This window comes from uncultured Planktomarina sp. (genome assembly GCA_943788425.1).
Classification (GTDB): Bacteria; Pseudomonadota; Alphaproteobacteria; order Rhodobacterales; family Rhodobacteraceae; genus Planktomarina.
Genome location: CALSQF010000011.1, coordinates 107,184 through 119,091, shown reverse-complemented (window position 1 = coordinate 119,091; position 11,908 = coordinate 107,184). Strand labels below are relative to the sequence as shown.

The following is an 11,908-nucleotide window of genomic DNA, read 5'->3' as shown; positions in this document are numbered from 1 at the left end:
TTCGGTGTGCTTTTAAAATTCCCCTCATCACATCTACAATCAATTTCCCCAAATGAAAAAAACACGGAACTTATTCCTGGCAATGCTTGCAAATTTCTTCGAGTAATTTCTTGATACTGATTGTTCTCATTACAACCAATATGCCAAGCCTTCCCTCCCACAGTTGTGACTGGTTTAATTAACATCTTAACATCACCTACTTGCAATTTATGTCCAGCAAAACTTAAGGAGTGGCTATCTCCCAAATGATACATAAATTTCTCATTATCGCCATTGGAACTCGGCCCTAAAGAAAGACAACGCCCTAAAAAAACTCTGTAATTTGAAATAAATTTCTTTTGTTTTGCGTCTAATTTAAAGTTTGTATTGCGTTCATCTAAACCAATTAATGTATCTCTAGCTGCCTCAAACTCTAATGCACGAAAATTTTTAATGATCTTTATTATCCTAAGTACTGGATGTAATTGAGCGTTTGATTTATTTAAAATACTTGTTTCATTGATACCATCATAGCTGACTAATTGTTGGGTGACATACATTTTTTCTTCGAACGCTCGCGTGGCCAAGCAATCGTCTGCAATCAATTTATCTAATATTTCAAGAGCAGCTTTAATGTTACCTAATTTGTTATGTGACCTGGCAGAAAAAATTTTGCTTGCAGCGTATAAGTGGGATCCGTTCGTTATATTTTTTAATATAATTATAGCTTTACGGTGATAACCTAGTGAACTGTAAACCTGGCTCAAATGCAATGAAGATGGAGCATGACTTTGATTGATAGTTAATGATTTTTCATAGGCCTCTTTCGCACGTTCCAGATCTGAACACTCTTCATACAGCTTTCCTAAGGAAAAATAGTTCTCCGCATTATCGGGATCGTAAAATAGTGACATTTTATAAAGACTGATTGCATCTGTTTTTTTATCAAGATGACTTAATATTTTTGCTTTTTCAGCGAACATAGTTGAATTTTTAGTATGCACCTTAATTGCCGTATTTATAAAATCCAAAGCCAGCTCAAAATTACCCAGATGCCGTAAACAGGTCGCAATTGGACGTAAAAGTTGGTCTTCTGTGACTGTGTTTTCGCCCAGTCTAAAAATTGTAAGAAGGACATCCGAGTACAAACCTAAGCTACTCAGTTTTTCAATTTTATAATTCAAGAAATCTATACTTGAGATGACTGCGTATTGTTCCCAAAATAGTATTCTAACCTTATCGTCGATTCCAGAAACCTTAGAAAGTTCCAAATCAAGAACTTCACGCCTCTCAGTATCGAAGATAGCCTCACGTGGAGATGCACTTAGAATTTGTCGAGCTATGGTCGTATAACCATTAATCTGGTGGCCGCCTTTTTGCAGGGCCTATATATTCTTGCAAATCTTGAATGCGGTGTAAGTGTAGAAGAACCTTAATATATGTATCGGATATATAGTGGTCGTTCAGGTTTTCTATGGCCAAACTCCGCAGTTCATTTACTGCTTCTACAACTGCAAAACTGAGTAATATTGTACTTAAACTTTAAATATTTAACGTTTTTATCGTCAGGATAAATCAATGAAAGTTTTGACAAAACATCTTTTGCTACGTTTAATTCTTTTTTATCGAAAGCTTCCTCAACGATATTCAGTGCTTCAGTTACTGTGAATTTCATCCTTCACCTATAAAAAAACCCCACCGTAACCGGCGGGGTTTAATCTTACATACTTCTTAATCTCCATAAGGAAACTTTAATTAGAAATCTGTGAAGTTATTAGTTGCAAGATCTTCTAGCTGGGTAACGGCAGTGATGTCCGTGAAAGTTTACCAACAAATGATCATTCGTGGCGTTAGCAGTCGTATCAGACAGGTACATTTCCGCGACACCATTAGTCGTGTTGAAGAATACCACGGCGATATCCGTAAGGGCTCCTCCAGCCTCGAGAGCGAGTTCTGTTTCAGCTGCAGCATAGTTTGCAAATCCTGAGCCTGTAAGTACGTTAACCTTATTAGAGGCAAACACTACAGCTGAGTCATTTGCTGTAACAGTCCCAACAGAGCCTTCTATATAGGCGTCTAGGTCGAGGTTGTCTACGAGGGGCAGCTACGCTTCCATCCACTGTGCTGACATCTACTGATATCACGTCACCACCTGAACCGCGCGCAAAGTCAGTAATCTTGAATGCGTCTGTGGAATCGTCGTGGTTTGCTGCAACCTTATACGTATCAATTCCAGTTCCACCAGTATACACATCAACAGCACCACCTGTATGGTTTACAGTATCGTTGCCCGCACCAAGATCTACAGTATCGATGCCACCTTCAGCTCCACCAAATGTGTCGGCGCCAGAACCAAGAGTTACAGTCGTATTTCCTTGCAGACTGTCGATTGTAACAGCACCAGTTAGGCCACTTGCATCTACCGTTACGTTGGTACCAACGATGTTATTCAAGTTGATCGAAGACATTTTGGCCGCTGTGGCTGTACCTGAGAATGTTTCGGTCAACGTAATAGTAGCGTTTGCAGCAACTGATATATCACCACCAGCAGAACCATCTGTACCTGATCCGTCTGTACCAGCAGCTCCACCTGCGATCGCAACAGCATCGGCCGTAGCGTCGGTAGCGGAAAGAATAATATTCAGGTAGTCAACTTGGTTGGCATCGAGGCCTATGCCGCCGTCACCGCCCGTAGCACTTGCATGGTCCTGGGCACCACCCGCTCCACCAGTAATATCGGTGTCGTCAACAAGAGTAATAGTGGCTCTATTATTACCATTATCGACCGAAACGTTTAGGTCCAAGCCAACACCACCATCACCACCGGTATCTCCAGCGTCATCTGAAGTGGCCAACAGTCCTTGTCCAGCTTGTCCAACTAAATCAGCAGACAGAGTCATTACAGAGTTGGCGTTGCTACCGGTGAAGTCTAAGGCGTCACCACCCCACCGAACCTTGACCAGTAGCGCCCTGTTCCGCCAGCATCGACATCTGCTGCAGCGGCTGTTGCAGTGTGAGCTGAAGATGAAAGAGCCACAATATTTGTGTTGGCGAGCAAATCTAAGTCAACTGTTTTCTCTGCCGTTGCAGTCACTTTAATTGCTTCAGAATTTTTGATGTACCCAACCCACGTTTTATCTGTGGCATTAATAGTCGCATCACCGGTGGAAATGGTATCAGTTCCAGCGCCTAAGTCGATCAAAATCGACAGCTTCGGTTGCAGCGCCGGTAATTGCACCCGTGGTTGTAACGACCAAAGTATCATTACCCGCTCCGGCGTCCACATTAACAACACCAGCATCAATTGTAATAACGTCGTTACCATCCCCGGTAGATACTGTTGCGTTTTACAGTTTTGCTCTCATCTGCTGCTGTTGCAGAAATGTCAGTCGGGTTTGGAACCGCAGCAATATTAACCGTGTCAACAACCGCTGACCCCAGTTACGTTCACCAAAGCCATTGAAGTGGCAGTCGCGGCGTTATCACCACCTACCAGCGTCACTGCCAAACCACCCGCACCGGACGTTACGGTCAGTGCACCGTCATCGTCTGTGCCAGTCATTGTGAGTGTGAACTTACCTGCACCACCTGTGGCAACCAGATCATCGTCATCGTCGGAGGGCCATAGTAACGGTTACCCGCGCTTGTAGCGTCCGAAGCATCGATTGTAGCCGCATCAGCAGCTTCCAAACCAGCAAAAGCTACTGCTGTACCACTACCAATTACTACGGCTTCTGTTGTAACCGTCGCGTCCACGACTCCACCCGTGATTGTCAGAGATTCTAAAGCACTAGCAGACAAATCTGCTACGTCCACTGCTTTACCGCTAGCGTTCAAAGTGATCGCTTCTACGTTAGCAATAACGAGATCCCCAAGATCTGCGTCATTCAAGTTTACTGTGTATGCGTCCTGGCCACCGTCTGTAGCAGTTGACAGGCCGCTCAATGTGATAGTGTTAACTGAGTCCGCGGCAACTCCAGCAACACCTGAGGCCGTTACCGTGGTTGCAACTGTGATACCTGTAACGATGACATCAGCATCGTCGATATTTACCACTTCGAAGGAAGTTAAGCCTGTGCTGTCGGTAAAATTAAATGTCTGGACGCTGTCTGCTCCCGCAGCCTCAGCTGTCATGGTAACTTTTACGTTTTCAACGCTAGTCAGCATTGCCTTGATAGCCTCGTCCGTGCCACCTTCAGCGACGGTTGCTGTCAAAGTGTCATTTCCGTCACCACCATTAATGATGTCCGCAGAAGTAAAATCGCCATCTGTACCAGCACGGAATGTGTCATCCCCAGCGGTTGATGTCGATGCTGCTGTAGCAGAATTCGGGTCCAAAACATCGGCAGACGAAGAAAGTGCGAAAGTAAGACCTTGGACCCACCACTGGTGTCGTTGTTGCAGTGTCAGTTGCGGTATCTGTCGCGGTGGTAGTCGTTGTTGTGCTTGAACCGCCACAAGCTGCGAGCGACAGCGCCATAAGCGAGATGCCACCGGCTTTGGCTGCGTTTTTAGCGTTCTTGGATTCCCAGGCCTTTACAAGCTTGCTGGTTGCGTTCACTATACTGGCCAAAAATAAACTTATGAACCCAAAGGAAAATATGTTAGCCGTGGAAGGCGGCTAACTTTTGGCGACAAAAGAACGGCTGCACAATCTTTTTTAATTATATTATACAATGATTTGTGCAAAATTCTAGCAAACGTCGCTGTATCCTTTTTAGGAACTAGATGTATGCGGCAGTTACTTAGTGATTCGTTTTTGAAGCAATCAAAAATAAAACCAGACGCCAGGCGCGTGAGTATTAGTGATACCAAAACAAAGGGGTTGGCCGTCGATATTCGTAAAAATGGGGTAACCTTTTACTTTAGGTCGACATATCAGGGACGCGCAAAGCGCGTTACACTGGGGCATTTTCCAACCATTAATGTTGCTGACGCGCGTGCGATGTGCAGCGAAATAATGAGACAAACTTTGCTGAAATCACATGAAGAATTTGTTGAACCAGAATCTACGATGCACCTTGATGAATATTACCAGCGCCATTTTTTGCCGTGGTGCCAAGTCTATCAAAAGACCTATTCTTCACATCGGTCTCTATACAAAAATCATCTGAAAGATCGATTAGGGGATATGAGTGTCAAAGATGTCTCGAACAAACACATCTATAGTCTGGTCATGGATCTACACAAGAACGGTTATAGTAAAAGCTTCATTAATAAATCCGTGCAACACTTTCGCAGTGCATTAAAGAAGTCCGAACAATTATGCGAAATTCAAACGCACAGCAGCCTGAAAAATACATTCAGCCTGCCGACGGCCCCTCCCAAAAAAGAGCGCTTTTTAAACGACAAGGAAGCGCGCCGCCTGCGTGATTACATTAACATGAACTGCGAAGATGAGGTTGTCCTTTTAATTGGTTTTCTGATGTACACAGGCGCTCGTCGTCACGAGGCAATGAATTCTGAATGGCAGCACATAAATCTTAATGACAAAGATTGGTATGTGCCTATCACCAAGTCTGGCAAACCTCGCCACATTGTTCTCAATAAAAAAGCAATTGAAATTGTACAGATGGCAGAAAAATTACAGCTAAAGAAACATGGTCATATCATGCAGTGGTTATTTGTGAATCCTCAAACACATAAACCCTACCGATGCATTTTCCACAAATGGAATAGAATTCGCAATGAACTTGGCTTGCAGAACATGCGCATCCACGATTTGCGCCACAGCTTTGCCAGCACGCTCGTCAACAACGGGGCGACACTTTACGAGGTTCAAAAACTCCTCGGACATTCGCGATCAGCCACCACAGAGCGCTATGCGCATCTTGCGAACCACAGATTGCAGCGTGCTGCCAGTTTGATCGACAAAGCCTATTCGTAAAAATTGCAACGCACAGTCGGCGCATACCTTGCCTTGGAGCCTGAACCACAACTGGCTGACCATTTAAAGTTCGCATCGAATTGCCAAGACCCTTGCATCCACGCAATTAGTAATTGTTTTTCTTCGGCGAAAGCCGCCGCCCAGTCATGCTTACGAACAAATCCACCAAACTCAGCCGCCTTTTGCACTTTCAGCGGACCTTAGTAGCCTCACTAGGCAAACAGCTGCGTAACCACGTATAGATAAAATGCAAGTATGGCGTCCCCTGAAGGATTCGAACCCTCGACCTGCCGATTAGAAGTCGGCTGCTCTATCCAGCTGAGCTAAGGAGACGCATGCAAGCTTCCTAATACGCCATGCTGGTTTTATCTAGTGAAAATCCTCACTTTCTCTGGCCGGTTCGGCTATGTGATGTCAGAGGGGCTCTGCGCGCAGTGGGCGTGATAGTGGCTTCTTAAGGTACTCGCGGAATTGCCGCTTGATCTACATGAAAAACTGCTTAACGCTGAATGGAATTACCTTAGGAGGTCATTCGGTATGGTCAAAATCTCTTTCTTCATTGCCGCTATCGTCGTGCTGTCCGCCTGTGATGTTCCGTTCATTCCAGGAATTTAGGTCAGCCAACATGGTTAATTTATGAGCCTGTGTAGGCCTCAGCTCATAGGTTAAGTATATAATTTCAAATTTTTTTATTTAGCAATCATGGGCACTCATTCTTCAGTAAGCTTGTCTTTTGAGATATCGCCACTCTTACGATTGGCAAAAATATATCGGCCGCGTGGCTCTTTGGTTAGATATTAATAAATGGCTGTTTTGTTGCAGATTGGTTTGCGCCATTTCGTGGTTTTTATAAGCCGCGCCTAAGCGAGCGCCTGATACCGAATTCGCGGGAGGTAGCGCAGCTTTGCGGCGAAGTCACTTGCGACTTTGGGTACAATTTTCCTGAAATAGGCTAGACAGGTGCCTTGGTGCCAGACTAACGTTGATTAAGCTAAACGCGGATGAGGAGAGCTAAAATGGCGACGTATCGTTGTGGTGTCTGCAATATGGGGGTCGATGCCACTTGCACCGATTGTAAAGAAGCGCTGGTCAATGATAATTTGTCCCTTGGAGATGGCACGGTCGTACAGATCTCTAAATGCCCAAAATGTGAAGGTAAAATAAAGTCACCCATGTGTTGCGGTGCAGATATGAGCTGCGCTGTTTAGCCGGCCGGAGACTGCCTGGCGAGAAAATTATGGGCTATGATGCAAGAAAAAGCCCCCACCGAAATATCGATGGGGGTCTATTTTTCTGTACAGAGTAACCTGTCTTAGATTTACCAGTCCTCGCGCTGCACAACGCGGGTTTTGATTGGCAATTTCATCGCAGCAAGGCGTAGAGCCTCACGGGCGATGACATCTGAGACGCCATCAATTTCAAACATAACCCGGCCAGGCTTTACTTTGGCGGACCAAAAATCAACGGAACCTTTACCTTTACCCATCCGAACTTCGGTTGGCTTTGAGGTTACGGGCAAGTCTGGAAAAATCCGAATCCAAACACGGCCTTGACGTTTCATATGACGTGTCATAGCACGACGCGCTGCCTCGATCTGACGCGCGGTGATGCGCTCAGGTTGCGTCGCTTTCAGGCCGAATGAGCCGAAGTTCAGAGTGCTGCCACCCTTAGCTTCGCCGTGGATCCGGCCTTTGTGCATCTTGCGGAACTTGGTACGCTTTGGTTGAAGCATTGTTCTTCTCCTTAGCGGTCGTTGCGGCGATTGCCACCTGCACCACGAGGTGCTGGGCCATCTTGCAATTCTTGCGATTTACGATCACGTGCGGCTGGGTCATGCTCCATGATTTCACCTTTGAAGATCCAAACTTTGATCCCAATGATACCATAGGCTGTTAGACCCTCAGCATGTGCATAATCTATGTCAGCACGCAGCGTGTGCAGCGGAACGCGACCTTCACGGTACCACTCAGTCCGAGCGATTTCAGCGCCGCCCAAACGACCGGCAACATTCACACGAATGCCTAGGGCACCCATACGCATGGCGCTTTGAACCGCACGCTTCATGGCGCGGCGGAAAGACACCCGGCGTTCCAATTGCTGCGCGATGCTCTCTGCAACTAAGGCTGCATCAAGCTCAGGCTTGCGGACTTCAACGATGTTGAGGTGCAATTCGCTGTCTGTCATTGCGGCAACTTTCGAGCGCAGACCTTCAATGTCCGCACCTTTCTTGCCGATGATCACACCTGGACGGGCTGTGTGGATTGTAACGCGGCACTTTTTGTGCGGACGCTCAATTATCACGCGGCTGATACCAGCTTGCTTACATTCTTCACCAATGAATTCCCGAATTTTCAGGTCTTCCAACAGCAGGTTGCCATAGTCTTTGGTATTTGCATACCAACGGCTATCCCAAGTACGGTTGATCTGAAGTCGCATACCGATTGGATTGACTTTATGTCCCATTACGCTTGCTCCTCAACCTGGCGAACCAAAATAGTCAGTTCGGAAAATGGCTTAATGATCTTGCCAAAACGACCGCGCGCCCGAGGACGACCGCGTTTCATGGTCAGGTTCTTGCCGACATAGGCTTCTGCCACAACCAGCTCGTCAACATCCAAATTGTGGTTGTTTTCAGCATTTGCGATTGCAGACTGCAGACATTTCTTCACGTCATCAGCAATACGCTTTTTAGAGAAGGTCAGATCTGTCAAAGCACTGCTCACTTTTTTACCGCGGATCATCGCAGCGACCAAATTCAGCTTTTGCGGGGATGTCCGAAGCATGCGCGTTTTGGCCATTGCTTCATTGTCAGCCACGCGGCGGGGATTTTTATCCTTGCTCATAGCTTATTTCCGCTTCGCTTTTTTATCAGCCGTGTGCCCGTAGTAGGTACGGGTTGGCGAAAACTCACCAAACTTCTGGCCAATCATTTCTTCAGTCACATTGACAGGAATATGCTTCCGGCCGTTGTAGACGCCAAAGGTCAAGCCCACGAATTGGGGCAAAATTGTTGAACGACGCGACCAAATTTTGATAACGTTGTTACGGTCGCTTTCACTGGCCGCTTCGGCTTTCTTAAGCACGTAAGCATCCACAAAGGGACCTTTCCATACGGAACGAGACATTGATTAACGCCCCTTCTTCTTGGCGTGACGCGAGCGGATAATGAGCTTTTGTGACGCTTTGTTTTTGTTGCGCGTGCGTGCACCTTTTGTTGGCTTGCCCCATGGGGAAACCGGGTGACGACCGCCAGATGTCCGACCTTCACCACCGCCGTGCGGGTGATCGATCGGGTTCATAACCACACCACGAACGGAGGGGCGCACACCTTTGTGGCGCATCCGACCCGCTTTGCCGAAGTTTTGGTTAGAGTTGTCTGGGTTAGATACAGCCCCCACAGTGGCCATGCATTCTTGACGTACCAAACGCAGCTCACCTGATGAGAGGCGGATCTGCGCGTAGCCACCATCGCGACCAACAAATTGAGCATATGTACCAGCTGCGCGTGCGATCTGCCCGCCTTTGCCGGCTTTCAATTCGATGTTGTGGATGATTGTGCCAATTGGCATGCCTGAGAAGGGCATTGCGTTGCCAGGTTTGATATCGGATTTTGCAGAGGCGATCACCTTATCACCAACAGCCATACGCTGAGGAGCGAGGATATAAGCTTGCTCGCCATCATCATATTTGATGAGAGCGATAAATGCTGTCCGGTTCGGGTCATATTCGATCCGTTCCACAGTTGCTGAAACGTCAAACTTATTCCGTTTGAAGTCCACAATACGATAAAGGCGTTTCGCCCCACCGCCACGACGACGTGATGTGATCCGCCCGGTATTGTTCCGGCCGCCCGATTTCGTCAAACCCTCTGTGAGAGTCTTGACAGGACGTCCTTTCCAAAGCTCCGAACGGTCGATCAGTACCAGCCCACGCTGGCCTGGCGTCGTCGGTTTATACGACTTGAGTGCCATGCTTTCTGTCTTCCGTTTGCTTCGTGCAGCCCGAAAGGGCCGCTGGTGTTTAGGCCCCCGTAGGTGCCCGATGAATTTGGGTATCCCCAAACGACACCACCCCAGACGAATCTGGGGTGACTTACGATGTGGCGCTGATAGCAGGGGGCGGGGAGGGAGGCAAGAGGCGCGGGGCAAGGTTTTCGGAGCTTTTTGCGCAGTGCCGGTCGGTCAAAATGGAGCACCTTTAAAAGAGGTGCACCCGTGCCAGCGGGCTGTCCATGAGGCCGTCCCAAATGAGTTTTATCGATATGATCATCAAGGCCCAAGTGACGAATTTGAAAAATAGAGCTTCGGGAATTTTTTTAACCCAGAAAACCCCGAGGTAAACAGCCAGAGCGGCCGGGAGCATCAAAAAGAGCGAGACAAAGGAGCTTTGCATATTGATTTGCCCAAGCCAAATATAGGGGATCAACTTTATGGCGTTGCAGTAGGAAAAGGCAATGACCGAAGTGCCGACAAAGACTGATTTTTGCAACTTCAATGGCAGGATGAAAATTTGCCAAGGTGGGCCGCCGTTGTGACTGATGAAGCTGGTGAAGCCGGCGATGGTCGTCCAGAATAACCCGCGACCCATGTGGATTGGCTTCTTTGCGGGATCGCTCCGTTGTGTGAGCATCCGCAGGGCAAAAAGCCCGCCCATCAGGCCAATCAACACTGTAATCAGCCATTCTATGATCAAATGTGCCGTAACACTGCCAATCGCCACCCCCAGAGTCATTCCTATTGCCGCGATCTTTAATACCTGGCGGTTAAAGTCTCGGCGATAGGCGATAAGCGCAAAGGCATCGGAGACGATATACACCGGCAAAAGCAAGCCGGCGGCGGCAATGGGAGACATGTAAAGCGACAGGCTCGGCACGGCCAAGGCTGCGACCACTGGAAGCCCTCCCTTGCCAAGCCCAACAGCGATTGCTGCCAGGGTTGCGAAAAACCAAAAACCAAAGCTGTAGTCCATAAATGTTCTTCACTTTACATGACTGGCAGGGGCGCTAGATCCTGCGGCTTCCCCGCGCATTGGCGCCTATACGACCGGGCAGAGCCCGCCATCAAGATTAACGGCGGTGCCGGTGATGTAAGAGGCCCTTTGCGAACTTAAAAAGGCCACAAGGTCGGCATATTCTTCAGCCTCACCCATCCGGCCCATTGGAATTTTTTGGGAGAAATTTTCGTAAATTGAACTCGGATCACCATTTTCAGCTCGGCGGATCCATTGCATTGATTTCAAGTAGCCAATGCAAATGGCATTGACGCGGATATTGCTGGCGGCAAATTCCTGCGCCAAAGATTTCGTTAAATTCAACCCAGCAGCGCGCATGACGCTGGTGGGCAGCGCACCTGCATTTGGCGCCTTGCCGCCGCCTATGCTGGCATTGACAATGGCCCCGCCACCGCGCGCTTTCATTATTGTAATAGCAAGCCGCGATAAGCGCACGGCCGCCATGACCTTGAGATTGAAATCTGACAGCCACAGGTCATCCTCCACCAAAGCCAAACCCATAGCGGCGGATGCGCCGGCGTTATTGATTAAAATATCAATGCCGCCGTGACGGTGCTGAATTTCGGCGATCAACGCGTCACAATCCTCTGCATTTGTGACATCGGCACGAAGGCCCACAACCCGGCCACCGTTATTGTTCGAAGCTTGCACCGCGGCTGTCATGTCCTGTGCGGCCTGTTGCGCATGTGCGGCCCGTCGGCCGCAAATGACAACCAAAGCCCCTTCCGCCGCCAGCCGGTGCGCCGCAGCGCGGCCCAAGCCATCACTGCCGCCCGTTACTAGAGCCACTTTCCCGCTTAATTCCAAATCGAACACAGCTCTCTCCTGTTCTTGTGCGCAGACATCTCTCTTGTCGCCTTGACCAAAAGGCTGACCCAATTGCTGTGGTAACGCAAGCTGCGTCACTGTAGAATGTTTGGTCGGGCATGAGTGAGGAGCAAAGCATCACCCGGCAAAGCTATACCCACACGGCTAAAGGATGCGCCGGGCGGGGTGGCGCTTGAATTAGGCCAGGACGGCCGGCAATACAGG

General features: G+C 48.2%; 14 protein-coding genes and 1 tRNA gene. 1 reads left to right on the top strand and 14 read right to left on the bottom strand.

What is annotated here, in order from left to right:
* The 6 genes from ABLW18_RS10690 to ABLW18_RS10665 form a co-directional block, all read right to left on the bottom strand.
* A partial coding sequence (locus ABLW18_RS10690; RefSeq protein ID WP_347824792.1) for a tetratricopeptide repeat protein occupies positions 1-1,250 on the bottom strand: 1,250 nt, incomplete at its 3' end.
* A 221-nt stretch (positions 1,251-1,471) separates the two neighbouring features.
* On the bottom strand, positions 1,472-1,654 hold the full coding sequence (locus ABLW18_RS10685; RefSeq protein WP_347824791.1) for a hypothetical protein: 183 nt from the start codon (positions 1,652-1,654) through the stop codon (positions 1,472-1,474).
* Between the two features lie 358 nt (positions 1,655-2,012).
* Positions 2,013-2,879: a hypothetical protein gene (locus tag ABLW18_RS10680; RefSeq protein ID WP_347824790.1), complete on the bottom strand. Its 867-nt coding sequence runs from the start codon at positions 2,877-2,879 to the stop codon at positions 2,013-2,015.
* Positions 2,880-2,908: 29 nt separating this feature from the next.
* The gene (locus ABLW18_RS10675) at positions 2,909-3,304 is read right to left on the bottom strand and encodes a hypothetical protein (RefSeq protein WP_347824789.1); all 396 of its coding nucleotides are present in this window, start codon (positions 3,302-3,304) and stop codon (positions 2,909-2,911) included.
* A 96-nt stretch (positions 3,305-3,400) separates the two neighbouring features.
* Positions 3,401-3,541, bottom strand: a complete 141-nt coding sequence (locus ABLW18_RS10670; RefSeq protein WP_347824788.1) for a hypothetical protein — start codon at positions 3,539-3,541, stop codon at positions 3,401-3,403.
* Positions 3,538-4,317 carry a hypothetical protein gene (locus ABLW18_RS10665; RefSeq protein WP_347824787.1) on the bottom strand — a complete coding sequence of 260 codons (780 nt, stop codon included), beginning with the start codon at positions 4,315-4,317 and terminating at the stop codon, positions 3,538-3,540. Before ABLW18_RS10665 ends, ABLW18_RS10670 begins: the two co-directional genes overlap by 4 nt.
* 394 nt (positions 4,318-4,711) lie before the next feature.
* Here ABLW18_RS10665 and ABLW18_RS10660 point away from each other — a divergent pair, with 394 nt between their 5' ends.
* Complete coding sequence (locus ABLW18_RS10660) at positions 4,712-5,866, top strand: site-specific integrase (protein WP_347824786.1); 1,155 nt, start codon at positions 4,712-4,714, stop codon at positions 5,864-5,866.
* A gap of 256 nt (positions 5,867-6,122) precedes the next feature.
* Here the strand turns inward: ABLW18_RS10660 and ABLW18_RS10655 are convergent.
* The 8 genes from ABLW18_RS10655 to ABLW18_RS10620 all read right to left on the bottom strand — a co-directional run bounded on the left by ABLW18_RS10655 (position 6,123) and on the right by ABLW18_RS10620 (position 11,692).
* A tRNA-Arg gene (locus tag ABLW18_RS10655) sits at positions 6,123-6,199 on the bottom strand.
* A 985-nt stretch (positions 6,200-7,184) separates the two neighbouring features.
* Positions 7,185-7,598, bottom strand: coding sequence for a 50S ribosomal protein L16 (gene rplP, locus ABLW18_RS10650; protein WP_347824785.1), 414 nt, complete (start codon positions 7,596-7,598; stop codon positions 7,185-7,187).
* Between the two features lie 11 nt (positions 7,599-7,609).
* Positions 7,610-8,329 (bottom strand): 30S ribosomal protein S3, encoded by a 720-nt coding sequence (gene rpsC, locus ABLW18_RS10645; RefSeq protein WP_347816311.1) that lies wholly within the window; start codon positions 8,327-8,329, stop codon positions 7,610-7,612.
* Complete coding sequence (gene rplV / locus ABLW18_RS10640) at positions 8,329-8,709, bottom strand: 50S ribosomal protein L22 (RefSeq protein ID WP_347824784.1); 381 nt, start codon at positions 8,707-8,709, stop codon at positions 8,329-8,331. Before rplV ends, rpsC begins: the two co-directional genes overlap by 1 nt.
* A gap of 3 nt (positions 8,710-8,712) precedes the next feature.
* A complete protein-coding gene (gene rpsS, locus ABLW18_RS10635; protein WP_044050717.1) occupies positions 8,713-8,991 on the bottom strand; it encodes a 30S ribosomal protein S19 in 279 nt (92 codons plus the stop codon).
* A 3-nt stretch (positions 8,992-8,994) separates the two neighbouring features.
* A complete protein-coding gene (gene rplB, locus ABLW18_RS10630) occupies positions 8,995-9,837 on the bottom strand; it encodes a 50S ribosomal protein L2 (protein ID WP_347824783.1) in 843 nt (280 codons plus the stop codon).
* Positions 9,838-10,063: 226 nt separating this feature from the next.
* On the bottom strand, positions 10,064-10,834 hold the full coding sequence (locus ABLW18_RS10625; RefSeq protein ID WP_347824782.1) for a sulfite exporter TauE/SafE family protein: 771 nt from the start codon (positions 10,832-10,834) through the stop codon (positions 10,064-10,066).
* 66 nt (positions 10,835-10,900) lie between these two features.
* A complete protein-coding gene (locus tag ABLW18_RS10620; RefSeq protein WP_347824781.1) occupies positions 10,901-11,692 on the bottom strand; it encodes an SDR family oxidoreductase in 792 nt (263 codons plus the stop codon).
* Positions 11,693-11,908 lie beyond the last annotated feature (216 nt).

What these genes read in the sequence shown, in the direction of transcription:
- ABLW18_RS10685 (WP_347824791.1), bottom strand. Translation starts at nt 1,654, where the DNA reads ATGAAATTCACAGTAACTGAAGCACTGAATATCGTTGAGGAAGCTTTC.
- ABLW18_RS10680 (WP_347824790.1), bottom strand. Translation starts at nt 2,879, where the DNA reads ATGACTCTGTCTGCTGATTTAGTTGGACAAGCTGGACAAGGACTGTTG.
- ABLW18_RS10675 (WP_347824789.1), bottom strand. Translation starts at nt 3,304, where the DNA reads ATGGTAACGACGTTATTACAATTGATGCTGGTGTTGTTAATGTGGACG.
- ABLW18_RS10670 (WP_347824788.1), bottom strand. Translation starts at nt 3,541, where the DNA reads ATGACTGGCACAGACGATGACGGTGCACTGACCGTAACGTCCGGTGCG.
- ABLW18_RS10660 (WP_347824786.1), top strand. Translation starts at nt 4,712, where the DNA reads ATGCGGCAGTTACTTAGTGATTCGTTTTTGAAGCAATCAAAAATAAAA.
- rplP (WP_347824785.1), bottom strand. Translation starts at nt 7,598, where the DNA reads ATGCTTCAACCAAAGCGTACCAAGTTCCGCAAGATGCACAAAGGCCGG.
- rpsC (WP_347816311.1), bottom strand. Translation starts at nt 8,329, where the DNA reads ATGGGACATAAAGTCAATCCAATCGGTATGCGACTTCAGATCAACCGT.
- rplV (WP_347824784.1), bottom strand. Translation starts at nt 8,709, where the DNA reads ATGAGCAAGGATAAAAATCCCCGCCGCGTGGCTGACAATGAAGCAATG.
- rpsS (WP_044050717.1), bottom strand. Translation starts at nt 8,991, where the DNA reads ATGTCTCGTTCCGTATGGAAAGGTCCCTTTGTGGATGCTTACGTGCTT.
- rplB (WP_347824783.1), bottom strand. Translation starts at nt 9,837, where the DNA reads ATGGCACTCAAGTCGTATAAACCGACGACGCCAGGCCAGCGTGGGCTG.
- ABLW18_RS10625 (WP_347824782.1), bottom strand. Translation starts at nt 10,834, where the DNA reads ATGGACTACAGCTTTGGTTTTTGGTTTTTCGCAACCCTGGCAGCAATC.